Raw genomic sequence first — 25,432 nt, forward strand, 5'->3', positions numbered from 1 at the left:
CCAGAATCTTGTCATTGACAAGTTCCATGGCGCGAGCCTAATCCAGCCACTGTCAAGATTGAGCGTTTCACCGCAGGGAGTTTCCGATGCAACCGCTGGTCGTACTCGTCGTCGTCACCGGAATCAGCAGGCTGATCGGCCTGCTGGCCGATATCGCGTGGCTGGATTCCTGGGCGCATACCGCACAGCTCGGGCTGGCGGCCATGTTCCTGCTCACCGCCACGGCGCACTTTCAGCAGCCGCGGCGCGGGGCGCTGATCGGCATGGTGCCGCCGCAGCTGCCCAATCCCGCCGCCTGGGTCACGCTGACCGGGGTGCTGGAGATCGCCGGAGCGATCGGGCTGCTGCTCCCGATCGCGCCCAAGCTGGCCGCCGCTTGCCTGCTGGCGCTGCTGGTGATCATGTTCCCCGCCAATGTGCGGGCCTACCGGGCCGGTGGCATCACCACCATGCCGCTGCCGGTGCGCACGCTGGTACAGGCCGTCTTCATCGGCGCCTGCGTGCTCGTCATCGTGGGTTGAAATCGTTGGCGTGCACCGTCATACAAGAAACGGCTCCCGGCAGGATGTCCTGGCCGGGAGCCGTTTCGCGCGGTGTTCGATTCAGTGCGCGCCGAGGGCGTCGAGGATGGACGGGCGCGCCTTGGCGAGCGCCTGCCCCCAGTACGGCCAGGTGTGCGTGCCGTGGCCGATTTCGATGCGGGCCGGAATGCCCAAGGCCGCAATGCGATTCGCGAAGATCTGCGCGGCGGTCTGGGTCATGGCCTCGAGGGCCATGGCATTGATGGTGTTGCCGAGTCCATTGGTCAGATCCGGCGCGCCGGGCACGCCATTGCCCGACCAGACGTACATCGGCAGCCCGCGCAGCAATTCGGCCTGCAGGGTGGCGTCATTGCGGGTCCACGCGGGATCACCCACCGGGCCCCACATATCGTCCACATTGAAGTTGCCCTCGTCCCGCATGGCGGCCCGCATTCCCTCGTTCCACGCCGGGAAGGTCGGGTTCACATAGCCGGAGAAGGATCCGGCGAACCGGAACTGATCGCGATGGTGCGCCGCCAGGATGAGTGCGGCATTGCCGCCCATGGACGCCCCGACAATGCCGTTGTTGGTGCGCGAGACACCGTATCCGGCAAGGAAATCGGGCAGCTCCCGGGTGAGGAAGGTTTCCCACCTGTAGGTCGTGCGCTGGCCGTTGGTGCTGCTGGGCCGGTACCAGTCGGAGTAGAAGCTGGAGCGGCCGCCCACCGGGAACACCAAGGTCACATTGTCGCCCGCGAACTGGCGCAGCGCATCGGTATCGGTGGTCCACTGGCTGTGGTCGTCGGGCGCCCGCAGGCCGTCGAGCACATAGAGCGCCGCGCTGCCGCCGCGCGAGGCCCACTGCACCTGAACCTTGATCGGGCCCATGCTCGACGGCACCCAGAGGTTCTCGAACCCGCCCGCAGGCGCCTGCTTCAGCGGACCGTGGCCCGGCGCCGCGGTGGCCACCGCCGCGCCCAGACCGGTCGTCAGCGTCGCGGCCGCCAGGACGGCAATGCTCTTGCGCAACAACCCACCGATGATCCGCCGGTTCCCGAACCGTGCAGCGATTTCCACCCGATTACCTCCTCCTTGTGCGAGTAAATTACCGAAGCCCCGCCGATCCCGCTGAGGCTCCTCCCAAGTTGGCGCATATGCGCGCGCCGGTCCGGCCGGATCGGGGAACCGATCAGGAATCGAGAAGCGTCGGCCGCACCGGCCTCTCTAGCGTTGTTCGCAGAGGTCAGAGCCATCGGCAACCGACAGGAGGAACCGGCAATGACTCAGGCGAGCACACGCAAGTCCCATGCGCTGTCGCTGTGGTTCCAGCGAAAGGTCAACGCCCGCACCGTGGTCAAGATGCGCCGCAAGGGCACCGCCCGGATGATGGGCATGGACATGCTGATCCTGAACACCGTTGGCGCCAAGACCGGGCAGCCGAGCCAGACCCCGCTGTCCTGGTTCGCCGACGGTGACGACACCTGGCTCGTGGTCGCCTCGGGCGGTGGCCCCGTGCATCCCGACTGGTATGTCAACCTGATGGCCCACCCGGACGGCGTCTCGGCCGAATTCCCCGGCCGTAGCACGGTTTCGGTCGCCCCGCACAAACTGAGCGGCGCCGATCGCGAGCAGGCGTGGAAGCTGATCACCACCGCCCAGCCGCGCTACGCCAAGTATCAGCGCAAAGCCGATAGGCAATATCCGCTGGTCCGCCTCACGCCGCGCTGATCGAGCCTTCCGCTCCGCCAGATCGGCCGCGACGATCATCTCGTCGGCCTGCTTGCGCGCCTTGTGCTGCAGGAACTCCACCGACACCCCCACCAGCCGCCCACCGGCGTCCTGCACCCCGTCCGCGAGCACCTTCATCAGCCCCACATCCGACCCGCCCCACACCAGGGTGTGCCCACCCTTGCCGATCAGTTCGGCGAACTCGCGCGTCGGACCGGTGTAGCGCTCGTCGAGATCCGCCGCGGACAGGAAAACGCAGATGTTCATCTGGCCACTGTAGAGAACCCGTCTCGGTCAGATGCCCTATGCCATCCCAGTGCGGCGAAGGCCCTCCCGACCCGCTACGAACGACAAAAGAAAGCGGGCCCAGCGTTTCCGCCGGGCCAGCTTGTCTTCCAATGTGGAGCTAAGGGGAATCGAACCCCTGACCTCTTCGATGCGAACGAAGCGCGCTACCAACTGCGCTATAGCCCCGTGCTGGTCGTTTCCGGCCTGCGTTGGAAGACTCTAGCAGGTGGCTGGGCGGGGGACCGAATCGGCAGGTTGGTGGGGGTTTTTCCTAGGATGGGCGGGGTGGATATGACTGCGCATTCGGAGTTGGCGGGGGATTGGGCGGAGAAGGTCGGGGGGATGTTGGCGGGGTCGGTGCGGCCGGAACTGGCGCGGGGGACGGTGCGGGTGCTGGGGGAGGGGATGGAGAGCGTGGCGGTTCTGGTGACCTCGGAGGAGGGGGAGTTCGTGGTGCGGATGCCCAAGGGGGTGGACGGGGCGGAGGGGATCGCGCAGGAGGCGCGGTTGCTGCCGGAGTTGGGGGAGCGGGTTTCGGTGGTGATTCCGCGGTTCGCGTTCCTGGCGGCCAATCCGATCGGGCCGGGGGAGTGTTGTGTTTATCCGGCGGTGCCGGGGGACTCGGTGGGGGAGGACGTGTGGCGGGCGCGGGGCTTGCTGGAGCGGGGGGAGACGGCGCGGGTGATCGCGGGGTTCATAGGGGAGGTGCAGGGGTTTCCGGTGGAGCGGGCGCGGGAGCTGGGGGTGCTGGAGCGGGATATGCGGGCGGAGTACGGGGAGGATCTGGAAAGGATTCGGGCGGAGGTGATTCCATTGCTGCCGCGGGCCGAGGGGCGGGAGTTGCTGGCGCGGTGGGAGGGATACCTGGGGGAGGACGAGAATTTCGCGTATGCGCCGACATTGATTCACGCGGATATCAGCCTGGATCATGTGCTGCTCAGCGGTGATCGGATCAGCGGGGTCATCGATTTCGGGGATGCGCAGATCGGGGATCCGGACTACGACCTGTGCTATCTGTGGCCGGAGGCGGGGGCGGAATTCGTTCGGCGCGTACGGGAATGCCGGGGGCTGGAGCTGGATGCGCGGCTGGCGGCGAAGCTGGATTTCTGGGCGTCCTCGGATTCGGCCATCGATGTGCTGCATGCGATCGATCACGCTATGCCGGAGTTCCGGGATGTCAGCGTGCGCCGCGTGTGTGAGGCGCTGGCCCGCTTCGGGGGTCAGGGCGCGAGAGGCTCGCTGTAAGCCTCGAACACGTGCAGGAACAGGTCGGTGCGGTGCGCCAGGACGGCGGGATCGCCCGGCTCGAGCAGACATTGGGTCGCGGTGCCGTCGTGGACGGCGATCAGGGCGCGGCCCATGGCGTCCGGATCGGGTATGCGGCGCCCGGCGCGTTCGAGCAGGGTCACCGCCACCGGCATGAGAGCGCCGCGGATGGCCTCCTCACGGGCCACCATCACCCGGCGTAGCTCCGGATTGCGTAAGGCGTGCGCGGTGAACTCGGCGGTGATGCGAAACCACTTGTCGTCCATCGGGACCGCGCTGAGCAGGTACTCCACCGCTTGGCGAGAGTCGCTGACATCGAGGTCGGCGTCGAGGAAGGCGGTCACGCTCTCCAGCAGTTGCGCGGAGCGCTGCTCCCACATGGCGAGGAACAACTCCTCCAGCGAGCTGAAGTTCGAATAGAAGGCCCCCCGGGTGAATCCGGCCCGATCGCAGATCTGCTCGACCGTGGTGCGGCCCAGCCCGTCGTCGGCGAAGGCGTCGAAGGCCGCGTCCAGCAGTCGCTGCCGGGTATCGGCGCGCCGCCGCTTGGCGCGGGCGGGTGCGACCGGCTCGGACTCGAGGTGGTCGGCCGGTACGGCGGCGGCCGCGTCCCGGGAGCCGACGCTGCCGTGGGTGGTGTTATCGGCCCTGCTCACGACCGCATCGTATCGGGTGCCTCGGGGGCTCGTATCCGGCTCATCGCCCGGGCAGCCCCGCGGCGCAGGCCGCATCGCCCAGGACGGCCTCCAGCATGGCCGGGGTCAACCGGCCGGTGCAGGTGTTCTGCTGGCTGGGGTGATAGGAGCCGAACAGGTGCAGATCGCCGCGCCCGGGCGCGGCGGGCGCCAGGGTGTAGTGCACCGCGTGTCCGAATTTCGGCCTGGGTTTCGGCACCCGCCAACCGGATTCGGCGAGGGCGGGCAGCAGCGCCTGCCAGCCCCACGCGCCCAGCACCACGATCGACCGCAGGGTGGGGGCGAGCAGGGTGAGCTCGCGATCGAGCCAGCGGCGGCAGGTATCGCGTTCCACCGGAGTGGGTTTGTTGTCCGGCGGGGCGCAGTGCACTGGCGCGGTGACGCGGGCGCCGCGGAAGCGCAGGCCGTCGTCGCGGTGTCGACTGGTGGCTTGATTGGCGAGTCCGGCGGCGTGCATGGCCGCGATCAGCACATCGGCGCTGCGATCCCCGGTGAACATGCGGCCGGTGCGGTTACCGCCGTGCGCGGCGGGGGCGAGGCCGACCACCAGCAGTCGCGCATCGTCGGGACCGTACCCGGGAACCGGTTTGCCCCAGTAATTTTCGTCACGAAAGGCCGCCCGTTTCTCGCGTGCGACCTGTTCCCGCCAGGCGACCAGTCGCGGGCAGGCGCGGCAGGCGGCAATATCCCCGTCCAGCTGGGCAATTGTGCGGCACACGAAGCGACTCAATCATATCGGCGTCCCGACCGGCCTCCGATCGTCCGGCGTGGCGACCGGGCATACTGAGCGCCGGTAGCCGAGTGTTTGCGACTGTGAAGGGAAGCGGCCCCCATGAGTAACCTCGTCGAACTCGGCACCGCCGTCGACGCCGCCCAGCAGGTCGGAAATGTGGTGGGCGTGTTCGCATTCGGCGTGTCCGGGGCGCTGCTCGCGGTGCGGCGCGGATTCGACGTGGTGGGCATTGCCGTGCTGTCCATCTGCACCGCCACCGGGGGCGGAATCATGCGCGATCTCGTTATCGGGCGCACGCCACCGGCGGCCTTCGTCCAGCTGAGCTATGCGGCCACCGCGCTGCTGGCCGGGGCGCTCATCTTCTTCTGGCATCCGCCGCGCCGGTTGGTGCGCACGCCGCTGAATGTGGCCGATGCCGTCGGCCTCGGAATCTTCTGCGTCACCGGGACCGTCACCGCCTTCCAGCACGGCCTGTCCGCCACCTCCGCCGCGGCATTGGGCGTGGTCACGGCGGTCGGGGGCGGCGTGGTGCGGGATGTGCTCGCGGGCGTGACACCCAGCGTGCTCAGCGACGGCGAGCTCTACGCGGTGCCCGCGCTCCTGGGCTCGGTGGCCACGGCCCTGCTCCTGCACTACGGCCAATACACGTTCTGGACAGGAGCTTTGGCGGGTGCGGGCGCGGTGGGGCTGCGCCTGCTAGCGCTGTGGCGGCACTGGCGCGCACCCGTGGCCCGGCCGCATCGCCGCCGCGACGCGGTGTAGCGGCCGGGCGCGAGCGCGGCAGCCGCCGCCCACCCGGCTCACAGCCGCCACACTGTGCGGCGCCAGCTCGCCCGCAGACCCGGCGCAGCGCGCGTGCAGCGCCGAGCCGATCGACCTGAGTCGTGTCGCGGAGTGTCGCGAACCACGGTTGATAGCATGGCGAAGGTTGGCCGACGGGCTGTGCTTTTCACAACCTCCGAGAGAGTTCCTACCCATGCAGTTTGAGATCGTCGAGCGGGACGAGACGTGGGTTGCCGGGCTGCCGGTACGCAGTCCGAAACGTGCCCTCGGGGAACTGCGCGACCACGATCTGGAAGTGGCCTGGGCCGCTGTGCTGCATCAGGAGCTGGGCGGCCCGCTGGCCTCGGCCTACACCGACTACGCGGCCGAACTGGGCACCTACAACACCCAGATCGTCGGCTACCAGTGCGGCTCCTTCGACGCGGTCACCCGCGGCCACGTGGTCGCCCGCCTACCGCGCGGCACCTACGCCCGGTTCTCCTCGGTCGGAAATTTCCCCCAGGTCATGACCGACCTGTGGACCCAGATCGCCTTCGCGGAGGAGCACAACCAGATCAAGCGCACCCACACCGGCGATTTCGAGACCTACCCGCACGCCTACAAGATCGACCTGTACCTGGCGGTCGAGGCCCCATGACCTATTCGATAGTGGTGCGCCCCGGCGGCGTCTACGGCGGGCTCGTGGTGCCCCGGGTCCGCCCGTCCTTCAAGGTGAGCAACAGCGAGCTCATCGAGTTCCTGCGCGACCGCCTGCGCGACCGCAACAGCAGCGCAGCGGACCGCCCACTGGCCACGGTGTACGTCCCCGATCCGGCCGGCAACTACAACGTGCTCGTCTCCTACGAGTACCGCGATCCCGACGACGCCCCCGTCGGCGACGTTCTGATCAGGGTCCCCAAGGGCGTCTACGCCCGCTTCCGCCCCAATGGCGACTACCACGATCCGGCCGAGGACGTCTGGGCCCAGGTCGACGATGCGACGGCATCGGCGGAGATCACCCGGGCCTACCGCGAGGAGATCGAGATCTGGTCGGGACCGGCCGAACTGGAGCTCTTCATCTCCATCCTGGTCTGATTGCTGAAAGTTAACTGAATTGGAACCAATCGGTCTCTCGACCGTTTTTCATGACTGATAGCAATGGTTTGACCTGGGGTGCTTTCCGGACACGCATACGGGTTTCGGGACATTTGCCAGATGCCTAGACAATTTTCGTTGGCTGACGGATACTCCCCTAGGTGCCCATGCCAGGCACGGTCGATACATGGCCGTATCGAATGGGAGCGGCGTTAACGGCGTGCAGTCAGCGCGGTAGTGAAGTGGGAAACCTTATGGCAATCGAACCGATAGCGCTCGTCCCGGCGGAAGGTCCTGGTGACGGCATGCTCCGATTTCAGGATCCGCGAACCCGCTGCACGTTCCTGGTGGGGTCGCCCGAGGCTGATCCACACCTGTGGCGTCAGTGTATGGATGGTGCGCTGGAGGTTTACCGGCACTACGGATCCGAGGACACACTCGACTATGACGCGGTGATCGACGGCCGCTCGACCACCCTCTTCGGCGTTGCAATCGATTCCAGCGGAAGGGTTGTCGCGGGTGTGCGGGCGGAGGGTCCGCATAAACACGTCGAGCAGGTGCATGCGGTCGTGAGCTGGGCGGGCCTGCCCGGCGACGCGGCGTTCCGGCGCATGGTCGCCGACCAGATTCCAGATGGTGTGATCGAGTGCAAGGCGGGCTGGACTGCGCGCGACGCGCAACATCGTGGCGCTCTGGCGGATTGGGTCGCCCGCTGCATCGTCCACAGCATGGTGCTGCTCGGTGTCAGGTACGCGGTGGGTGTCGCACCGCAGCATGCACTCAAGTGCTACCGCAGCAGTGGTGCGAATGTGGCATGGTGGATTCCTGCTTCGTCGTATCCGGATGACCGTTACCGCACCGTTCCGGTGTGGTGGGATATGCAGACCTATCAGTCTGTCGCCACGGATTTGCAAGTGCGGCTCATCGAAGCCGAATTGTCCGAACTCGAGGCCAGTGGAACCCTCAGTTGGTCTCGGAGCGAGGGACTGGCGTAGGCATGGGCGGCGATCAAGTCCCGGTCGACAATTATCGACCGCTGCTATTCGATGAACTCGATTCCGGAGATGCCGAGCGGCTTGCCTCATTGCGGTCCGATTCGGTGATCGAGTTTTCCGATTTGCGCGGTTTGCTGCGTGCCGAATTCGATGGGCTGGTATCGGTACCGGAATTGTCTGAAGGGCCCGAATCTGACCGCTGGGTCTATTACCCGTGGCGACGTGCCGTCATCGCCCTGCCCGGTCCGCAGCTGCTGCGCGCGGTCCGGCTCGACCGCAATCGCAACAACCTCACCCGGGACGAGCAGGAGAATCTCGCCGGGCAGGTCATCGGAATCGTCGGTCAGAGTGTGGGTCACGCCGCCGCCTATACGCTGGCGCTCGAAGGAATCTGCGGTCGTCTGCGGCTTGCGGATTTCGATACGATCGAGCTGACGAATCTGAATCGCGTCTCGGGAACGCTGTTCGATATTGGCGTCAACAAGGCCGTTGTTGCGGCCCGCCGTATTGCGGAGCTCGATCCGTATCTGCCGGTTGAGGTTTTCGGCGAGGGCATCACCGACTCGAATATCGATGATTTCCTGACGGGACTGTCGATCGTTATCGAGGAGTGCGACTCCCTCGATATCAAACTTGCGGTACGCGAGGGTGCTCGCCGCCACCGGATCCCGCTCCTGATGCAGTCCAATGACCGCGGATTGCTGGATGTGGAGCGCTTCGATCATGAGCCCGATCGTCTGCCCTTCCACGGCTTGCTCGGCGATACCCGCGCCGCAGATCTGCGCGGGCTGTCAACTCGCGACAAGGCGCCACATGTCATCCGGATCCTGGACGGCCGCAATCTATCCGGGAAACTCGCGGCGAGCATGGTAGAGATCGGCGAAACCTTGAACAGTTGGCCGCAGCTCGGCGGCGACGTTCAGCTCGGTGGGGCCATCATCGCGGCGGCCGTTCGCCGTATCGGGTTGCAGGAGAAGCTGCCGTCCGGGCGTACCAGGGTCGATGTGGACCGTTGCCTTGACGATATCGCCGAGCCATCGCTCGGCGATGAACTCGTGTGGTTCGAGGGAGCAGTCGGTGAGCCAGAGCCCGCGACTCCGATCGAGGCTGTCCTCGAGTGCGCGCAGCGCGCGCCATCCGGGGGCAATACGCAGCCGTGGACACTGCTGGCGGGGGCCGATTCCGTGACGATTTCCATTGCACCCGAACGATCTTCGATTGTGGACATCGGCTATCGCGGTAGCGCGCTGTCGGTCGGGGCCGCGCTGTACAGCGCGCGTGCCGCCGCAGCCGCGCTGGGCATCCTCGGCGGTAGCCACTTGCACTCCGATGGCCCCGGCAGGCTCACCGCCACCTTGGCACTGGGTACCGACTCCGATCCGCGGCTTGCCCGCGACTACCCGGCATTGCTCACCAGGCACACGAATCGGCGCTCCGGTACCGGGACGCCGATTCCCGCAGAGGTCTTGGGATCCATGGCCGATATCGCCGCGACCGCTGGTGCGAGGTTGCGGTGCCTGACCGATCGCAGCGAAATCGACAGTCTGGCACGGCTGCTCGCAGAGTCCGATCGTGCGCGGTACCTGACTCCGCGATTGCACGAGGAAATGTTCACCGAACTTCGGTGGCCGGGTGACGACCTGCGAACGGGCTTGGATCTGCGGACATTGGACCTGGCTCCCGATGAATTGGCCAAGCTCGAGATCGGCCGTCGCGCCGATGTCATGGAACTGGTGCGAGCCTGGTCGGGCGGTATCGCGTTGGGCGACTCGATCCGAGATCGGGTGCTGACCAGCTCGGCCGTGGCAGCGGTGACCTTCCCGGCGCCGCCTCTGGACGATTCCGCCGAGCTGGTTGCCTATGCGCGGGCGGGTGAGGCGATGGTGCGTGTGTGGATAGAGGCCGAGCGTCAGGGACTTGCGGTGCAGCCCGTTTCACCGTTGTTTCTGTTCGTCCGACGCCCCGATGAGCTACATACGGTTTCCCCGGAGTTCGCCGATACACTAACGTCACTTCAGGGACGCTTCCTGGACCTGTTGGGAGTGCCTGGGCACGAGACAGTGGCAGTGGTGCTCCGCTTCAGTTATGCGGCGGAGGTCACGGTTCGGAGCAGGCGACTTCCGATACCGGGCGCGAACACCCGCGGCTAGTGCGATCGGAGATAAGGTGCCTCGGCGAATGCTCGACTCACTGGTGACCCAGGTCGCCTCCGAGTTGATGGCGGTCGACGCCACAACTATGGCGGCGACGAGTGAACGGGTGCTGTCCTGGTTGGTCGAGCATTTCGATGTCGATTTCAGTTTCCTGCGATACACGGACCGGGAAGAACGCGCGTCGATTCTGATCGCGGAGTGGCCGCCTCGGCCGGTGGCGGTCGATCCGGACCCGTTGCGAGTGGCGTACTTCGACAAGACCAACTCGATATTCGCGCGGTTGGAGCACGTCACCGAACCGATGATCGTCCCACGTAGTCCGGATTATCCCGACTATCAGCAGTACATTCAGGGCGCCACAGGGTTTTCCGAGGTCTCCGCTGCTTGTGTTCCTCTGGTCTCGCGCGACGTATCGACCGGCGTACTGGGCTTCATCAAGGTCGGCGACCGGGAGTGGAGCACTCGGGAGATCAATGTACTCAAGGCGATTGCCGCGCTGTTCGCGCAGTTGCAGGCGCGTGTAGAGGCCGAGGAGCGGCTGCGCTACATCGCCATGCACGACGATTTGACTGGGTTGTCCAACCGTCGGGCGCTGCTGGAGCACATGGAGGAACGGCTCAGACCTGGTAACTCGGGACCGGTGGCCGCGTTCTTCCTGGATTTGGATCGGCTGAAGGCGCTGAACGATTTCCTCGGGCACACCGCCGGTGACAATTTCATTCGCAAGCTCGCTGCGCGACTTCGCGAGCATCTGGAGCCCGGAGACATGATTGCCCGGTTGGGTGGGGACGAGTTCGTTATCGTCCCAGCCAAGCCAATGGATGCGGCGGCGGCCGACTCCGAGGCCAATCGAGTTCAGGCGCTCGTCGCCCGGCGGGTCACCGTGGGCGGGGAGACGGTCAGCCGTGGGGCGAGTGTCGGCGTGGCGCTGGGGATTCCGGGGGAGACCACGGTGGCCGAGGTGTTGCGGCGGGCCGATCATGCGCTGTTGTCGGCCAAGTCCAGTGGCGGCAACGGGGTCGCGGTGTTCACCGATGCCATGCGGGCGCAGTTCGAGCTGCAGGACGATGTGGAACTGAACCTGCGCGGGGCGGTGTCGGACGGGTCGCTGCTGCTGCACTACCAGCCCGAGGTGGATTTGCGGACCGGGCGGGTGGTGGCGCTGGAGGCGCTGGTGCGGTGGCAGCATCCGACGCGCGGGCTGTTGCCGCCGGGGGCGTTCGTGGGGGTGGCGGAGGCCACCAATCTCGCGGGGGAGTTGGGGCGCTGGGTGATTCGCTCGGCGTGTGAGCAGTTCGCGCAGTGGCGGCGGCGGGGGCTGGCGTCGAATGTGGTCATCCGGATCAATGTATCGCCGGTGCAGTTGGTGAGCCTGGACTTCGTGGAGACCATGGAGGGGGTGCTGCGGCGGTTCGGGATCGACGGGTCGTCGGTGTGCCTGGAGATCACCGAGCATGTGGTGGTGCAGGATCTGGCGCGCACCCAGGTGACGCTGCGGGGGCTCAAGCGAATGGGCGTGCAGATCGCCATCGACGATTTCGGCACCGGGTATTCGTCGCTGTCGCATCTGAAGGCGCTGCCGGTGGACGCGGTGAAGATCGACCGCGGGTTCGTGCAGCGGCTGGGGGCCAGCGCGGATGATCTCGCGATTGTGAAATCGATTGTGGGGCTGGCCGGTTCGTTCGGCCTCGGCGTGGTGGGAGAAGGTGTGGAGACGACCGTCGCGGCGCGTACGCTGGTGGCGCTGGGGTGCTATCGCGCGCAGGGCTTCCTGATCGCGCGGCCGATGCCCGCCGATGAGGTGGAGGCGCATCTGGCCGCCGGGAGAATCGCGCTGGACCTGGACCTACCCGGCTCCGGGCGCCCCTGACCCCGGCCGGTGGCCCGGTTGAAACCCCCGAGAAATAGGGGTGTGTCGAGACCGTTTCCCGACTCGCGAACAATAGTGTTCGCGTAGTAGCGTGCCGACTGACAGAGCTGTCGATTCGAGGATGGATTCGCGTGGCCAAACGAAGCCTGAGCGGTAAGAAAACCCTGATCACCGGTGCGGCGAGCGGTATCGGCCGCGCGACCGCCCTGGCCGCCGCGCGCAAGGGCGCGCATCTGGTCCTCACCGATGTGAATGCGGAGGGCCTCGAGGAGACCGTCGAATCCGTCCGCGCCGCAGGCGGAGTCGTCGACGTCGCCGAGGCGCTCGATGTCAGCGATTACGACGCCGTCACCGCCTTCGCCAAACAGGTGCACGAACAGCTCGGCTCGGTCGATGTCGTCATGAACATCGCCGGGATCTCCACCTGGGGCACGGTCGAGAATCTCGAGCACCGGCACTGGAAGCGCATGGTGGACGTGAATCTGATGGGGCCCATCCATATCATCGAGAACTTCGTGCCGCCCATGATCGAAGCCAAGCGCGGCGGCGCGCTGGTGAACGTCTCCTCGGCGGCGGGCCTGCTGGCCTTCCCCTGGCATGCGGCCTACAGCGCCAGCAAATTCGGCCTGCGCGGCGTATCGGAGGTGCTCCGCTTCGATCTGGCCCGCCACGACATCAAGGTTCACCTGGTGGTGCCCGGCGCGGTCGACACCCCGCTGGTGCAGACGGTCGACATTGTCGGCGCGGACCGCGACGACCCGCGAATCCAGGCCTGGATCAAGCGATTCCGCCGCCACGCGAAGAAGCCGGAGGCGGTGGCAGACTCCATCCTCACCGGCGTGGAGAAGGGCACCTACCTCATCCACACCCAGTTCGACATCCGCTTCGGCTACTGGTGGGCCCGAAAGTTCGCCTGGCCCTACGAGTTCGCCATGGCCCGCGCCAACGACCTGTTCACCACCTTCCTGCCGAAAGAGCAGAGGTAGAAACAACTCTCGTAACTCTCAGGGGCAAGCCCCTGAAACCCCGGGACTTCGGGGTTGGTGCCACTCTCAGGGGCGGTCCCCCGAAACCCCGGAATTTCGGGCTGGCTCGCGGCGGGTCTCGGCTAGGCGGAGTCGGCCTGCTGTCCGGTGGGCATGCACACGTCCATCGGGGACTTCGTGCAGGTTTCGGCGGCGTGGGTGTCCAGGACGCGGGCGCCCGGGCCTTCGTCGCCGAGGTGGTCGTGGGCGTTGACGATCTTGCAGGTGCCCAGGGAGAGGCAGCCGCAGCCGATGCAGCCGGTGAGGTTGTCGCGGAGGCGGACCAGTTGCTCGATGCGGTCGTCGAGCTCGCTGCGCCAGGCGGTGGACAGGGTCTCCCAGTCGCGGCGGGTGGGGGTGCGGCCGTCGGGGAGGTTGTCGAGGGCCTCGCGGATATCGTTGAGCGGAATCCCGACACGCTGTGAGATGCGGATGAATGCCACCCGGCGCAGGGTTTCCCGCGGGTAGCGGCGCTGGTTGCCGCTGGTTCGGCGGGCTGTGATCAACCCCTCACGTTCATAGAAATGCAAGGCGGACACCGAAACTCCCGCACGTTGTGCCAGCTGGCCCGGTGTCAGCTCCTTCGCCTGCCAGGATGCGGTCTGCATACCTCAACACTAGTCGAGGTTTTTCGCCGCCGCGAATTGCATGCCATCTTTGCCGCGGGGAACTACCGTCAGGATATGGGAACCAAGGCTGCGCCCCAGGCGCGACCGTTTTCCGTGACCTCGGAGGTCGGTACATTGCGCACGGTGCTGCTGCACCGGCCCGGTGACGAACTGCGTCGGCTCACCCCGCGCAATAACGACCAGTTGCTGTTCGACGGCATCCCCTGGGTGGAACGGGCACAGCAGGAACACGACATCTTCGCCAGTGTGTTGCGGGAGCGGGGGGTGGAGGTGTTGCTGCTGGCGGATCTGCTGACCGAGACCATCAAGGTCAGCGGAGCCGCCCGCATACAGGGCATCTCCGGCGCCGTGGACGCCCGCCGCCTCGGGCACGCCCTCGCCGACGAACTCGCCGCACACCTGTGCACCGTCCCCGCACCGGAACTGGCGCAGATCCTTATGTCCGGTATGACCTTCGACGAGCTACCCTTCGGCCCCGATCATCACTCGCTGGTCGTGCGCATGCATCACGGCCACGACTTCGTCATCGACCCCCTGCCGAATCTGCTGTTCACCCGCGACTCCTCGTTCTGGGTCGGCCCGCGGGTGGCCATCACCTCCCTGGCCCTGCGCGCCCGTATGCGGGAGACCTCGCTCACCGATCTCATCTACGCCTTCCACCCGCGCTTGCTGAACGTCCGCCGCGCCTACGAATCGCATACCGCGCCGATCGAAGGCGGCGACGTCCTGCTGCTTGCCAAGGGCGTGGTGGCGGTCGGCGTGGGCGAGCGCACCACCCCGGCGGGCGCGGAAGCCTTGGCGCGCAGCCTGTTCGAGGACGATCTGGCGCACACCGTGCTGGCCGTGCCGATCGCCCAGAACCGCGCCACCATGCACCTCGACACCGTGTGCACCATGGTCGACACCGATGCGGTGGTGATGTATCCGGCGATTCAGGATTCGCTGTGCGCGTTCACCATTCGCAAGGAGGGCGACGCCACGGTGACCATGGAGGGTCCGGATCCGTTCCTGCCCGCCGCGGCCAAGGCCATGGGCATCGGCAAGCTGCGGGTCATCGATACGGGCCTGGACGGCGTCACCGCCGAACGCGAGCAGTGGGACGACGGCAACAACACCCTCGCGGTCGCGCCGGGCGTGGTCGTCGCCTACGAACGCAATGAAATGACCAATGCGCGGCTCGCCGACGCCGGAATCGAAGTCCTGCCCATCCCCGGCTCCGAATTGGGTTCCGGCCGGGGCGGCCCGCGCTGCATGTCCTGCCCGCTGTCGCGTGACGAGGTGTGAAAAGCCATGCTGGACATCCCGGTTGACCACCACTCGACGGTCCCGCCGTACGAGCAGCTGCGGCAGGGCATAGTCGCCCGGGTCCGCTCCGGTGAATTGGCGGCGGGCACGAAGATACCCACCGTGCGCGCCCTCGCCGCCCAGCTCAAACTCGCCCCGAATACGGTCGCCCGGGCCTACCGCGAACTCGAACAGGACGGCGTGCTCGAAACCCGCGGCCGGTTGGGCTCTTTCATCGTCTCCTCGGGCGATCCCACCCGCGATGTGGCGGGTCGCGCCGCCACCGAATACGTCGCGGTCATTCGCCGGTTGGGACTCGACGACGAGGCCGCGCTGCGCTATCTGCGCGCGGCCCTGGGCGAAACCCGTTCCGTGCCCTGAGCTATCGCCAGCTCGGCAGCCACAGGTGCTCGTGCCAGCTGCCGGGCGTAATGGGCATGGCGGTCAGGATGGGCCACAGCCAGATGTAATTGGCGATCACCAGCGCGAGGTAGAGGCAGACCAGCAACAGCCCCAGCCCTTGTCGTTCACTCGGCGGCGAAAGGTGTTGCCAGTCCGGCATACCCGATAGTCGCCGCCCGCTCGGCGGCGCGTGCCCGAGCACATCGCCGAGCACCAGCGCGACGGCCATTACCAGGAAGGGCGCCAGCGGCACCGCGTAGAAGAAGTACATCTGCCGATCCAGCGACAGGAACCACGGCAGCAGTCCGGCCGCGTAGCCGACCAGCACCGCGGCGTATCGCCAGTCCCGGCGCACGAAACTGCGCCAGATCGCCCAGCCCAGCACCGGGAACGCCAGCCACCAGATGGCGGGGGTGCCGATCGCCATCACGGCCTTCACGCACTGCGACTGCCCGCAACCGGTCACATTGGTGTCGGCGTAGTAGTAGAGCATCGGCCGCAGACCCATCGGCCAGGTCCACGGCTTGGACTCCCACGGATGATGATTGCCCGCCGAATTGGTGAGGCCCTCGTGGAAGGTGAGCACCTCACCCCCGTAGAACCACAGCGACCGGAATGCGTCCGGCAACCAGGAGAACGCGCCGTCGCGGCCCACCCGCACCCCGACCGCGTACCGGTCGTATCCGCTCTCGGAGGCGAACCAGGCCCACCAGGAGCCGAGGTACACCAGCAGCGGAACCGCCACCAGCGCATAGACGGTGGGCCCGAGATCACGAATCGCGGCGCCCGCCCACGGCCGCCGCATCCGGTAGCCGCGCCGCGCCGCCAGATCGAAGGCCAGGCTCAATGCGGCGAAGGCGACCACCCAGTAGATGCCGGACCATTTCGTCCCGCACGCCAGCCCGAGCATGACGCCCGCCCCGAACCGCCACCAGCGCACCCCGAACCGCGGGCCGAATTCACTGTCGTCCACACGGCCTTCGGCATCGACCTGCGCCATGCGCATGCGCATCTCGTCGCGATCGACAATGAGGCACCCGAAGGCCGCGACCACGAAGAACGCCTGGAAGATATCCAGCATCCCCAGCCGCGACGAGACGAAGGTGAGCCCGTCGCAGATGAGCAGAATGCCCGCGAACGCGCCGATCAGCGTGGACCGCGACATGCGCCGCACAATGCGAATCACCAAGAGCACCATGAGCGTTCCGCAGACCGCCGAGGCGAACCGCCAGCCCCACGGCGTGTAGCCGAAAATCGCCTCGCTCAGCGCGATCATCTGCTTGCCGACCGGTGGATGCACCACCAGCCCGTACGCCGGATTGTCCTCCACGCCCCCATTGGTGAGCACCTGCCAGCCCTGCGGCGCGTAATGCTTCTCATCGAAGACCGGCGTCTTGGCATCCGTCGGATAGCCCAGCATGAGGAACCGGGTCAGCGCCGCGATCGCGGTCAGGAACAGCGTGACCGCCCAGCCCCGAGCCCAGTCAGTGGGTCCGAAATCGGGCGAGGGCCGCAGCGGCGCGGGACTGGATTGAACCGGCCCGTTCTCCACCGGAACTGCCGCCCGCACCTCGCTCACCTGGGTCACGCCCACGATCCTAGGTGCCCCCGCCCCCCACTTCCGCCTCCGCCTGATCGACAAAGCTCAGGTTCACACCCGTTGTCGCTGGTCCACACCCGATATTGGTAGCCAGTTGGGGGTGTGGACCGGCGGTAGGGGGTGTGAACCTGTGGGAGGGGTGGGGTGGGGCGGTCGTATGCTGGGCGGGCGGTGGGGGTGTGGATGGGAGTGGAATGAGCGGTGTGGGTGGACGGCTGGTGTTGGCGGCTACGCCTATGGGGGATGTGGGGGATGCTTCGCGGCGGTTGCGGGTTGCGCTCGCTACGGCTGATGTGGTGGCGGCGGAGGACACTCGGCGGACGCGGGCGCTGGCGAAGGCGCTGGAGGTTGAGATCACGGGGCGCGTGGTGAGCTTCTATGACCATGTGGAGAACGCTCGGATTCCGATGCTGCTGGAGGAGATCGAATCCGGGCGGACGGTCCTGCTGGTCACCGATGCCGGGATGCCCTCGGTCAGCGATCCGGGGTACCGCATGGTTGCCGCCTGTGTGGAGCGCGACCTGCCCATCACCTGTCTTCCCGGCCCCTCCGCGGTGACCACCGCCCTCGCCCTGTCCGGTCTCCCGGTCGAGCGCTTCTGCTTCGACGGATTCGCCCCGCGCAAGTCCGGCCAGCGCAAGGAATGGCTCCGCACCCTGACCACCGAACCCCGCGCCATCGCCTTCTTCGAAGCCCCGCACCGCCTCGCCGACTGCCTCGCCGACGCCGTCGAAGTCCTCGGCCCCGACCGCCGCGCCGCAGTCTGCCGCGAACTCACGAAAACCTACGAGGAAGTGGTGCGCGGCACCCTCGCCGAACTGGCGGCCTGGGCCATCGAGGGCGCCCGCGGCGAAATCACCGTTGTCCTGGAAGGCTCCCAACGCGTCACTGCCGACCCCACCTCCCTGGTAGACCGCGTCGAGGCCCTGGCCGCCGCCGGTCTCCGCCTCAAGGACGCCTGCGCCGAAGTAGCAACTTCCACCGGCGCCTCCCGCAAGGAACTCTACGAAGCGGTACTGGCCGCCCGCTCCGCCGACTGAACTCGAACTTCCTGCCGCGTGGGTCCTGGGGTCCACCAGTTGGCCGGGCCCATGAGTTTGACCAGGGCGGGGACCAGGAGCATGCGGACGAGGGTGGCGTCGATTATCAGGGCTATGACCATGCCGAGGCCCAGGAAGCGCATGGGGGTGAGAGGGGAGAGGGTGAAGGCGCCGGTTATGAGGACCAGGAGGGCTGCGGCGGCGGTTATTACGCGGGCGGTTTGGACTGTGCCGGTGTGGACGGATTGTTCGGTGTCGGCGCCGGATTCGTGGGCTTCGACCATGCGGGAGAGCAGGAAGACTTCGTAGTCGGTGGAGAGGCCGAAGACGACGGCGATTATGAGGACCATCATCCCGCCGGAGAGGGGGCCTACGCTCACGCCTACCAGGTCGGATAGGTGGCCCTGGTCGAAGATCCAGGTGAGGATGCCGAAAGTGGCTGCGAGGCTGAGGAAGGCCATGAGGACTGCTTTGAGGGGCAGGACTATGGAGCGGAAGGCCAGGGAGAGCATCAGCAGGGTTACGGCGACCATGACCACGAGCATCAGGGGGAGTTTGGCCAGGACGGCGGTGACGCTGTCGACGGTGGCGGCGCTTTCGCCGCCCACTCGGAGAGTGATGGCGTCGAGGGGGAGATCGCGGATGTGGCGGATGGTTTCCTGGGCGGCGGGGAAGCGGTCGGGGGCGGCCAGGGCCAGGTGGATTATGGCGGTGTTGTCGCGGGTGCCGAGGTGGGTGGCCTGGCGGACGCCGGGGACGGCGCCCAGTTCGCGGAGGGCCGTGCCGATGGCGGACGGTTGGGGTGGTTCGCCGTTCACGGCTTCCACCAGGACGGTGGCGCCGCTGTTGGCGGCGGGGAATTTGGCGGCCAATTCCTCTACGGCCGTACGGGTTTCGCTGCCCGCGGGGAGGGCGGTGTGGTCGATATCGCCGAGGCGGACGCTGGTCAGCGGGGCCGCCAGGAGGAGCAGGAGGGCGCCCACGGCGATCGCCACCGTGCCGGGGCGGCGCATGACGGCGGTCACCACGCGGCCCCAGAAGCGCTGGGCGCGGAGTTCGGAGCGCTCGAAAGCGTCTGCGCGCCAACTCCATGCGGCGATGCGGGGGCCGAGCAGGGTCAGGACGGCGGGGAGTGCGGTGATCGACAGGGCGGCGGCCAGGCCGACGGCGGCGATGGCGCCGAAGCCCACGGACCGCAGGACCGCTTGGGGGAAAACGAAAGTGCCCGCGAAGGCGCACATGAGCAGCAGTGCCGAGAACAGGACGGTGCGGCCCGCCGTGGACAGGGTGCGGGCGATGGCTTCGGGCACCGAGCGGCCTTCGGCGAGCTCCTCACGGAAGCGGCCGACAATGAAAAGGCCGTAGTCGATGGCCAATCCGAGGCCGAGCAGCGAGACCACATTGACGGCGAAGATGCTGACCTCGGTGAAGCGGGCGATCAGGCCGACCGCGCCCAGGGCGCCGACGACGGCGAAGGTGCCGACGAGAACCGGGAGGGACGCCGCCACCACGCCGCCGAAGACCAGGACCAGGACTATGGCGGTCAATGGAATCGAGATGGATTCGGCGACGATCAAATCCTGGCGTGACTGGTCGCTGATGGCATCGGCGAGCGCGCTGTAGCCGGTGAGCCGGGTGTCGATGCCGCCGATACGCAGGGCGGCCGCGATTTCGGGGTAGACGGCAATGCGATGGTTGTCGTCCCCGGCGGCGAAGACCACGGCCACGGCCTGTCGGCCGTCGGCGGAGCGCAGGTACTGCTGTCGTGAACTGTTCCAATAGCTTTCGACGGGGCGCTGCAGCAGGGCCGGATCGATGCGGTCGATACCCTGCTGGACGCGCGGGCCGATATCGGCGAGCGATTGGCCGTCCGGCGCGGTGTAGATGGCGATGACGTCCGGATTCTGCGGGCCGAGCCGCTCGGTGACCCAGGCGTCGACCCGGCTCGATTCGGCGCCCGGATCGGTGAATCCGGCGGCGCTCACATTATCGGCCAGGCCGGTCGCGAACAGGCCGCAGGCCAGGGCGAACAGTACGGCCGCGGCCAGGATCGTCTTCGGTCGTGCGACGACCACCCGTGCCCAGAACGTCATGACGATTCCTATGAATCCGATTGAGGTAGTTCGGTTTCCAGGGTTTTCACAATGCGATCCAGCAGCGCGTCCAAACGTGCCGGAATGCCGCGGCCGCTGCGCGCCGAGACCGTCAGTTCGGTGCGGCCGCCGCATTCGGTCATGCCGAACAGCAGCGGCATGGCGACGCTGTGCTGCGGCAGGATGTAGATCGAGGTGGGGGCGAAATGGGGGCTCGCGAGCTCGTCCAGGTCGTAGCGGCCCATATGGGAAACGGTGGCGGAGGCCAGATTCCGGCCCAGCCGCGAGCCCGCCCAGTCGAGGCCGCGCAATAGGGTGCGGCCGACGGCGGGCGGGAGTTTGGTGAGGCCGCTGTTGTCCATATGGTTGAGTTCGCGGCGTTCCCGCAAACCGATCTTCTTGTCGGCGTTGAGTTGCCGCCAGGTGACGCCGGGGCGGGCGTCGAGGAACAGCGGGAGCGCGAGATTGCCGGTGGAGCGCAGCTCCGGATCGTGGCGGCGCAGGTCGACGGGAATCATGATGCGCGAGACCGGCCCGCCCTCATCGGCCAGGATGGCGGCCACGCGCACCATGGCGCCGGGGCCGGTGGCGTGAATGGTGCGGTGGCGCAGCAGATGCCGGTGTTCACCCGGATCCTGCGGGCCGTGGCCGACGGCGGAGCGGAAGCGCGGTTGCATGAGGGTGGGGCGGCCGGGCGCACCGACCTTGGCGACCAGTTCGGCATCGGCAATGGGATCGGCCGCGCCGATCGGTTCCAGGCCGCGCAGCGCCCGGAACACGTCGGTCACCCACATGATCATGCCCATACCGTCCATAACGCCGTGGAAGACGCGGAACACGATGGTGGTCGGCCCGCCCGTGAGCAGCAGCACCTCGACGGTCGATTCCGGGGTCGGCCCGATGGGGGTGGTCAGCACCGGATCGGCTTCCAACTCGGGATCGCGCAGCGTGTGCTCGACCGCGCGGACGGCGGGCGCGACGCCGCTGTCCACCCAGAACTTGCCGTCCCGCACCAGCCGTGCACCCGGATTGGCCTCGGAGGCAATGGCTATCGCACGCCCCAGCTCATCCGGCGCCAGATCGCCCGCACCCTCGACGACCAGCTGCATGAGGAACGGCGGAGCCAGCTCCCGCATCGGGAAGTAGATGAGTTCGGTCGGGGAGATCGGGCGCCGGAAGGTGCTCATGCCTGCCTCTAACTGATCGTTGTGCGATTACCGCACGTTCTTGGTCAATTCGACGACGCCGCCTTGGGTTTCGAGCCAGGCCAGGAACTCGGCCAGGCCGCGATCGCGGTCCACGATCGGCTGATAACCGAAATCCCGTGTGGCAGCCCCGGTGTCGTAGGTGGCCGTGCGCGTCATCAAGGCCACGACATATCGCGACAGCGGCGGCGAGAAACGGGTGGCGATATACGGGATGCGCCAGACGGTTTCGATAATCTCCACCACGGCATGCAGCACCCGCGGATTCGGCTGCCGGGACGGCTTCTCGTAGCCCAGCCCGGCCGCCACCTCGCCGAGGAAGCCCCACACATTCGTCTTCTCGGCATCGGCGACGAAATACGCCTTAACGCCGACCTTCTCGGACGCGGCAGCCAGCACGCACGCCTCGGCGATGTTCTCGACATGGCACAGCGAGGCGTACACGTCCTTGCCGAACGACACATCCGGCAGTGAGCCCGCGGCGGCGCGGCTGAGCAGCCGCACAATGGGCCCGGACCGATCGCCCGCACCCCAGATCGTCCGCGGCCGCAGCGCGCAGGTGGTGAATTCCGCTGTGTTGGAGTCCAGGACGAACCGCTCCGCGGCGGCCTTGGTCTCCGAGTAGAAGTTGAGATAGTGATGCGGGTAGGGCACCGACTCGTCGATATCGATCTGATCGCCGCCGAAGCGGTCCATCATGGCGCTGGGGCTGGAGATGAAGACGAAGCGCCGCGCCCCGTTGTCGCGCGCGGCCCGCAGCAAACGCTGGGTGGCCGTGAAGTTCTCGGCAACGAACTGCGCGCGGGTGCCGCGCTCGTCCACCCGGGCGGCGCTGTGGAAGACCACGTCCACGCCCTTGGTGGCGTTCACCAGCGACGCCAGATCGGTGAGATCGCCGTGCCGCACCTCCACCCGATCGATCACATCGGCGAGATCGCGCAGATTGCTGGTGGGCCGCACCAGAATCGCCACCTCGTAGTCGCCCTCGCGGACCAGGCGGCGCACGATGGCCCCGCCCAGGAATCCGGATGCGCCGGTAACCAGCGCCTTCACGCCGCCTCCTGCGTCTTCCACCAGGTGAGCCCGAAAATCTGAGTCATGACCGCGGTCTCCAATGCCGAGCGGTCACTGCCCTGCTCGCGCGCCGCGCGCAGCGCGGGCCGGATCTGCGCCGCGTGCACGACGATGCTCAGGAACGCGTCGATCCAGAAGGCCGCGCGCAGCAGCCGATTGGCGGGTGCGCGCCCGGACAGCGCCAGCAGTAGTCCGACGGCCAGGTAGAGCCAGCCGAGCACCGGAACCGCGCGCAGTGCAGTGGTTTTCATCGTGGTATGTCCTCTCCGAGCTGTTGTGCCGACCAGGCCGCGAGCTGTTCGCGGCCGATCTTGGCATTGTGTCGGATGTCGACCGGGAACTTCGGATGGAACAGGAACTCCGAGATCTTGGCGGTGATATCGAATTCGGCTGCCCGCGTCCGTAATCGGAGCGCAATGATCACCTGGTCCGCGCCCGGCTCGGCTTCGACGCACAGCACGGGCCGCTGCGCGCCGCGCGGGCCGACCCCGACCAGCGCGGTCCGCGCCATCCCGGGCAGGGTGTTGAAGACCTGCTCGACCTGCACGCTGAACATGGGCCCGTCCGCGGTCTGCACGCGCTGACTCTTGCGGCCGCAGAACCAGATCCGGCCCTCGTCGTCGATCCACGCCAGATCGCCGGTGCGATGCCAGATCGCTTCCCCGTCGGCGATCTTGCCCGCCGCATTGGCCTGCTGGGGCCAGTAGTAGCGGGTGCTCACATTCGGTCCCGCGACCACGAGTTCGCCGATCCCGCGGGTGGTCGCCAGTTCGGCGGCCCGCGCCTCGGCCTCGGCCCAGGTCGGGATGGGTTCATCGGTAATGGCGACGAGCCGTGCCCGCACCCCCTCGGCGGGGCGGCCGATGCAGGTGCCGTCCCCGCGGTGCGCGCGCTCGACCAGACCGTCCAGGAGTTCCCGGGATTCGATGGTCGACATGGGCAGCGCCTCGGTGGAGCCGTATCCGGCGTGCATCTCGGCGTCGGCGGGCAGCACCTCGCGCAGCTCGGCAATGCACCAATCGGGCACCGGCGCTCCGCCGGAGTAGATGCTGTGCAGCGTGGGCACCGTCGTCTTGTGCCGCTCCAGATGCCGCAGCAGCGGAATCAGCACGGCCGGGGAGGCGAACATGGTCCGCACCCCGAACCGGTTGACGGCATCCACCACGTGCGCCGGTTCGGTGGAGCCCACCTGGCTCGGAATCAGCGGCGGCAGCACGCAGCGCGAGCCGAGCAGCATATCCAGAATGCCCACCAGCGGCAGGGTGATCAGCGAGGTGCCGGGGTCGACCCGGCCGCGGGCCGCATGCGCCTGATCGACCATGGCCGAGAGGTTTCCGTGTGTCATCTCCACGGCCTTGGCCGGACCGGTACTGCCCGTGGTGAATGCGATGAGCAGCACCTCGTCGGTGGGCGCGGGCACGCGCGCGGCCAGGGATCCGGCATCGAAGCCGGGATCGGTGACCGCGGTGGCGGCGCGCCGCGCGCCCTCCAGGGTGGTGAACAATTCGTCCAGGCGCGCCGCCATTTTCGGGCTCACGTGCTCGCGGACGCGATCGGCCGCTCCACCGGAGCGCACCGAGTCCGGTGCGCCCCAGCTCTGCAGGGTCGGCCCACCCCAGAACCAGCGCGGGCCGACGGTGATCGCCACCCGCACCTTGCGGAAGTAGTTGCGGAACAACACCCGTGCCGCATGCGCCTGCGGAATGCCGATGAAGGCTTCGGCATTCGCGGCGCGCAGGCAGTTGAGCATCTTGCGCAGGCCCATACCGGGATCGATGACCACCGGCACCGCGCCGATCTTCAACAGCCCCAGCATGATCGCGTACAGCTCCGGGCTCGGTAGCACCAGCACGACGGTGCGGGTGCCGCGCCCGACACCGGCCGCGGTGAGCCGCAGCGCGATGGTGTCGGACCAGTCGTCGAGTTCCCGATAGGTGAGGTGCCGGTAGTCCGGCAGGCCGGAGGCGGCGATTCCGGAGGGGAAGATCACCGCCTCGCGGTCCGGATCGGCGGCCACGACCGCGCGGAAGCGGTCGATGGCCTGCCAATAGGTCGCGGTCGTCACGCCGTGGCACCCACCGGGGCGGGCAGCTGGTAGAGCACGGCCGCGGCCGAGGGGCCCGCACCGGCCGCCACGAACAGCACCCGGGTGAACTCGCGCAGCGAATCATCGGCCGCCGCGCGGTCGTAGGCCAGCGACAGCGATGCGGTGTGCGGATCGCCTTGCGACAGATCGGGAGTCCGCACCGAGCTCGCCGCGATACCGAGTTCGGACGCCAGGCGCTGCGGGAAGCCGGGCGTCACGGTGGAGGCGATGAGCGCGGTGCCGACCAGGTCGGCCTCGGCCAGCGCCTGCCGCGCCACATCGGCGGCCAGGGCCAGCAGGCGGTCCTCGGCATCGGGTTCGCGGACAACGGTCATGAGTTCACGGCCGTTCGAGCCCATGGTCGCGACATCGACATAGGACTCGATGGCGGGCGATCCGGACTCGGTCGCGGTGTGCACCCGGCCGAAGCCCTCCGCATCCGCGGTGCGCTCCAGCAGCAGCGTGGCGCCCGCAGTGGCATAGGGGAATTCGGCATCGGCGGCGGCCCGCTTGGTCGACGGATGGGTGTCGCCGGAGACGACCAGCACGTGCCCGGCGCTCCCGGTCTCCAGGATGGACTGCGCCACCTGCACCGCATTGAGCACGCCGACCCCGGCGTTCATGAGATCGAAGGAGAACGATCGCGGATCGTTCTTCTCGTAGTCCAGGCCGATTCCGGCCGCCTTCTGAATCAGCGCCGAGACAGCGGGTTCCACGGTATTGGAGTCGCGGAAGATGCCCGCATTGATCAGCACGCCGACCTGATCGGGGCGGACCCCGGCCCGCTCCATGGCCTGCCGCGCCGCCGCGGCGCTGTGCTCGACAATGCTGAAAGTGTCCTCGGCCCGGCTGGTTCCGGTGGATTTGATGCGCACGCCCATGGCAGAC

Annotated in this window: 24 protein-coding genes, 1 tRNA gene and 1 pseudogene; 13 read left to right on the forward strand and 13 right to left on the reverse strand. The window is 67.5% G+C overall.

Annotation, left to right across the window (positions count from 1 at the left end; translation table 11 throughout):
* The first annotated feature begins 86 nt into the window (after positions 1-86).
* Positions 87-521 (forward strand): DoxX family protein, encoded by a 435-nt coding sequence (locus NC4_RS06225; protein ID WP_067533589.1) that lies wholly within the window; start codon positions 87-89, stop codon positions 519-521.
* Between the two features lie 81 nt (positions 522-602).
* Here the strand turns inward: NC4_RS06225 and NC4_RS06230 are convergent, their stop codons facing one another.
* Positions 603-1,592 (reverse strand): alpha/beta hydrolase, encoded by a 990-nt coding sequence (locus tag NC4_RS06230; protein ID WP_439957485.1) that lies wholly within the window; start codon positions 1,590-1,592, stop codon positions 603-605.
* A gap of 207 nt (positions 1,593-1,799) precedes the next feature.
* Here NC4_RS06230 and NC4_RS06235 point away from each other — a divergent pair, with 207 nt between their 5' ends.
* A complete protein-coding gene (locus tag NC4_RS06235) occupies positions 1,800-2,249 on the forward strand; it encodes a nitroreductase/quinone reductase family protein (protein ID WP_067533592.1) in 450 nt (149 codons plus the stop codon).
* A 33-nt stretch (positions 2,250-2,282) separates the two neighbouring features.
* On the opposite strand, the pseudogene NC4_RS38720 reads toward NC4_RS06235, so the two are convergent.
* Both NC4_RS38720 and NC4_RS06240 read right to left on the reverse strand, forming a co-directional pair.
* Positions 2,283-2,516: pseudogene (locus NC4_RS38720) on the reverse strand (SLOG cluster 4 domain-containing protein); the annotation flags it as partial.
* A 134-nt stretch (positions 2,517-2,650) separates the two neighbouring features.
* Positions 2,651-2,723, reverse strand: a tRNA-Ala gene (locus NC4_RS06240).
* A gap of 105 nt (positions 2,724-2,828) precedes the next feature.
* Here NC4_RS06240 and NC4_RS06245 point away from each other — a divergent pair.
* Positions 2,829-3,782, forward strand: coding sequence for a phosphotransferase family protein (locus NC4_RS06245; RefSeq protein WP_169814731.1), 954 nt, complete (start codon positions 2,829-2,831; stop codon positions 3,780-3,782).
* On the opposite strand, the gene NC4_RS06250 is transcribed toward NC4_RS06245, so the two are convergent.
* Both NC4_RS06250 and NC4_RS06255 read right to left on the reverse strand, forming a co-directional pair.
* Positions 3,758-4,321 (reverse strand): TetR/AcrR family transcriptional regulator, encoded by a 564-nt coding sequence (locus tag NC4_RS06250; protein WP_245721526.1) that lies wholly within the window; start codon positions 4,319-4,321, stop codon positions 3,758-3,760. The genes NC4_RS06245 and NC4_RS06250 overlap by 25 nt on opposite strands.
* Before the next feature lie 178 nt (positions 4,322-4,499).
* Positions 4,500-5,216, reverse strand: a complete 717-nt coding sequence (locus tag NC4_RS06255) for a uracil-DNA glycosylase (protein ID WP_067533881.1) — start codon at positions 5,214-5,216, stop codon at positions 4,500-4,502.
* Between the two features lie 114 nt (positions 5,217-5,330).
* Between NC4_RS06255 and NC4_RS06260 the strand changes: the two genes are divergently transcribed.
* From NC4_RS06260 to NC4_RS06290, 7 genes are all read left to right on the forward strand, one after another.
* Complete coding sequence (locus NC4_RS06260) at positions 5,331-5,993, forward strand: trimeric intracellular cation channel family protein (RefSeq protein WP_067533603.1); 663 nt, start codon at positions 5,331-5,333, stop codon at positions 5,991-5,993.
* A gap of 214 nt (positions 5,994-6,207) precedes the next feature.
* Positions 6,208-6,651, forward strand: a complete 444-nt coding sequence (locus NC4_RS06265; protein ID WP_067533606.1) for a GyrI-like domain-containing protein — start codon at positions 6,208-6,210, stop codon at positions 6,649-6,651.
* Positions 6,648-7,088 carry a GyrI-like domain-containing protein gene (locus NC4_RS06270; RefSeq protein WP_067533608.1) on the forward strand — a complete coding sequence of 147 codons (441 nt, stop codon included), beginning with the start codon at positions 6,648-6,650 and terminating at the stop codon, positions 7,086-7,088. The genes NC4_RS06265 and NC4_RS06270 overlap by 4 nt, the downstream gene beginning before the upstream one ends.
* Positions 7,089-7,342: 254 nt before the next feature.
* Positions 7,343-8,083, forward strand: coding sequence for a hypothetical protein (locus NC4_RS06275; RefSeq protein ID WP_067533612.1), 741 nt, complete (start codon positions 7,343-7,345; stop codon positions 8,081-8,083).
* A 2-nt stretch (positions 8,084-8,085) separates the two neighbouring features.
* Positions 8,086-10,233 carry an Rv1355c family protein gene (locus NC4_RS06280; protein ID WP_067533615.1) on the forward strand — a complete coding sequence of 716 codons (2,148 nt, stop codon included), beginning with the start codon at positions 8,086-8,088 and terminating at the stop codon, positions 10,231-10,233.
* 28 nt (positions 10,234-10,261) lie between these two features.
* Positions 10,262-12,106: a putative bifunctional diguanylate cyclase/phosphodiesterase gene (locus NC4_RS06285; protein ID WP_067533618.1), complete on the forward strand. Its 1,845-nt coding sequence runs from the start codon at positions 10,262-10,264 to the stop codon at positions 12,104-12,106.
* A gap of 131 nt (positions 12,107-12,237) precedes the next feature.
* A complete protein-coding gene (locus tag NC4_RS06290) occupies positions 12,238-13,092 on the forward strand; it encodes an SDR family oxidoreductase (RefSeq protein WP_067533621.1) in 855 nt (284 codons plus the stop codon).
* A gap of 122 nt (positions 13,093-13,214) precedes the next feature.
* Here NC4_RS06290 and soxR read toward each other — a convergent pair whose 3' ends face one another.
* A complete protein-coding gene (gene soxR / locus NC4_RS06295; protein ID WP_067533624.1) occupies positions 13,215-13,739 on the reverse strand; it encodes a redox-sensitive transcriptional activator SoxR in 525 nt (174 codons plus the stop codon).
* Positions 13,740-13,814: 75 nt separating this feature from the next.
* Between soxR and arcA the strand changes: the two genes are divergently transcribed.
* Positions 13,815-15,044 (forward strand): arginine deiminase, encoded by a 1,230-nt coding sequence (arcA, locus tag NC4_RS06300; protein ID WP_067533627.1) that lies wholly within the window; start codon positions 13,815-13,817, stop codon positions 15,042-15,044.
* A gap of 6 nt (positions 15,045-15,050) precedes the next feature.
* Entirely contained in the window at positions 15,051-15,425 is a 375-nt protein-coding gene (locus tag NC4_RS06305) for a GntR family transcriptional regulator (protein WP_067533630.1), read from the forward strand.
* Between the two features lies 1 nt (position 15,426).
* Here NC4_RS06305 and NC4_RS06310 read toward each other — a convergent pair whose 3' ends face one another.
* On the reverse strand, positions 15,427-17,034 hold the full coding sequence (locus NC4_RS06310) for a dolichyl-phosphate-mannose--protein mannosyltransferase (protein ID WP_084528587.1): 1,608 nt from the start codon (positions 17,032-17,034) through the stop codon (positions 15,427-15,429).
* A gap of 215 nt (positions 17,035-17,249) precedes the next feature.
* Between NC4_RS06310 and rsmI the strand changes: the two genes are divergently transcribed.
* Complete coding sequence (rsmI, locus tag NC4_RS06315; protein WP_067533889.1) at positions 17,250-18,086, forward strand: 16S rRNA (cytidine(1402)-2'-O)-methyltransferase; 837 nt, start codon at positions 17,250-17,252, stop codon at positions 18,084-18,086.
* Here rsmI and NC4_RS06320 read toward each other — a convergent pair.
* From NC4_RS06320 to NC4_RS06345, 6 genes are read right to left on the reverse strand one after another with little or no spacing between them, the layout of a single operon-like run.
* Entirely contained in the window at positions 18,050-20,179 is a 2,130-nt protein-coding gene (locus NC4_RS06320; protein WP_067533633.1) for an MMPL family transporter, read from the reverse strand. The two genes, rsmI and NC4_RS06320, sit on opposite strands and share 37 nt — an antisense overlap.
* Positions 20,180-20,187: 8 nt before the next feature.
* On the reverse strand, positions 20,188-21,366 hold the full coding sequence (locus tag NC4_RS06325; protein ID WP_067533636.1) for a peptide synthetase: 1,179 nt from the start codon (positions 21,364-21,366) through the stop codon (positions 20,188-20,190).
* Positions 21,367-21,393: 27 nt separating this feature from the next.
* Positions 21,394-22,437: an NAD-dependent epimerase/dehydratase family protein gene (locus NC4_RS06330; RefSeq protein ID WP_084528589.1), complete on the reverse strand. Its 1,044-nt coding sequence runs from the start codon at positions 22,435-22,437 to the stop codon at positions 21,394-21,396.
* Positions 22,434-22,709 (reverse strand): hypothetical protein, encoded by a 276-nt coding sequence (locus NC4_RS06335; RefSeq protein ID WP_067533642.1) that lies wholly within the window; start codon positions 22,707-22,709, stop codon positions 22,434-22,436. The genes NC4_RS06330 and NC4_RS06335 overlap by 4 nt, the downstream gene beginning before the upstream one ends.
* On the reverse strand, positions 22,706-24,523 hold the full coding sequence (locus NC4_RS06340) for a fatty acid CoA ligase family protein (RefSeq protein WP_157554322.1): 1,818 nt from the start codon (positions 24,521-24,523) through the stop codon (positions 22,706-22,708). The genes NC4_RS06335 and NC4_RS06340 overlap by 4 nt, the downstream gene beginning before the upstream one ends.
* Positions 24,520-25,425: a beta-ketoacyl-[acyl-carrier-protein] synthase family protein gene (locus NC4_RS06345; protein WP_067533646.1), complete on the reverse strand. Its 906-nt coding sequence runs from the start codon at positions 25,423-25,425 to the stop codon at positions 24,520-24,522. The genes NC4_RS06340 and NC4_RS06345 overlap by 4 nt, the downstream gene beginning before the upstream one ends.
* Positions 25,426-25,432: the final 7 nt, after the last annotated feature.

It is taken from the genome of Nocardia crassostreae (genome assembly GCF_001613405.1).
GTDB classification, from domain to species: domain Bacteria; phylum Actinomycetota; class Actinomycetes; order Mycobacteriales; family Mycobacteriaceae; genus Nocardia; species Nocardia crassostreae.

Bases quoted from the DNA above. Each gene is read 5' to 3' on its own strand.
- NC4_RS06265 (WP_067533606.1), top strand. From the start codon at position 6,208: ATGCAGTTTGAGATCGTCGAGCGGGACGAGACGTGGGTTGCCGGGCTG.
- NC4_RS06305 (WP_067533630.1), top strand. From the start codon at position 15,051: ATGCTGGACATCCCGGTTGACCACCACTCGACGGTCCCGCCGTACGAG.
- NC4_RS06285 (WP_067533618.1), top strand. From the start codon at position 10,262: ATGCTCGACTCACTGGTGACCCAGGTCGCCTCCGAGTTGATGGCGGTC.
- NC4_RS06260 (WP_067533603.1), top strand. From the start codon at position 5,331: ATGAGTAACCTCGTCGAACTCGGCACCGCCGTCGACGCCGCCCAGCAG.
- NC4_RS06235 (WP_067533592.1), top strand. From the start codon at position 1,800: ATGACTCAGGCGAGCACACGCAAGTCCCATGCGCTGTCGCTGTGGTTC.
- NC4_RS06335 (WP_067533642.1), bottom strand. From the start codon at position 22,709: ATGAAAACCACTGCACTGCGCGCGGTTCCGGTGCTCGGCTGGCTCTAC.
- NC4_RS06275 (WP_067533612.1), top strand. From the start codon at position 7,343: ATGGCAATCGAACCGATAGCGCTCGTCCCGGCGGAAGGTCCTGGTGAC.
- NC4_RS06345 (WP_067533646.1), bottom strand. From the start codon at position 25,425: ATGGGCGTGCGCATCAAATCCACCGGAACCAGCCGGGCCGAGGACACT.
- NC4_RS06325 (WP_067533636.1), bottom strand. From the start codon at position 21,366: ATGAGCACCTTCCGGCGCCCGATCTCCCCGACCGAACTCATCTACTTC.
- NC4_RS06225 (WP_067533589.1), top strand. From the start codon at position 87: ATGCAACCGCTGGTCGTACTCGTCGTCGTCACCGGAATCAGCAGGCTG.
- NC4_RS06270 (WP_067533608.1), top strand. From the start codon at position 6,648: ATGACCTATTCGATAGTGGTGCGCCCCGGCGGCGTCTACGGCGGGCTC.
- NC4_RS06320 (WP_067533633.1), bottom strand. From the start codon at position 20,179: ATGACGTTCTGGGCACGGGTGGTCGTCGCACGACCGAAGACGATCCTG.
- arcA (WP_067533627.1), top strand. From the start codon at position 13,815: ATGGGAACCAAGGCTGCGCCCCAGGCGCGACCGTTTTCCGTGACCTCG.
- NC4_RS06280 (WP_067533615.1), top strand. From the start codon at position 8,086: ATGGGCGGCGATCAAGTCCCGGTCGACAATTATCGACCGCTGCTATTC.
- NC4_RS06245 (WP_169814731.1), top strand. From the start codon at position 2,829: ATGACTGCGCATTCGGAGTTGGCGGGGGATTGGGCGGAGAAGGTCGGG.
- soxR (WP_067533624.1), bottom strand. From the start codon at position 13,739: ATGCAGACCGCATCCTGGCAGGCGAAGGAGCTGACACCGGGCCAGCTG.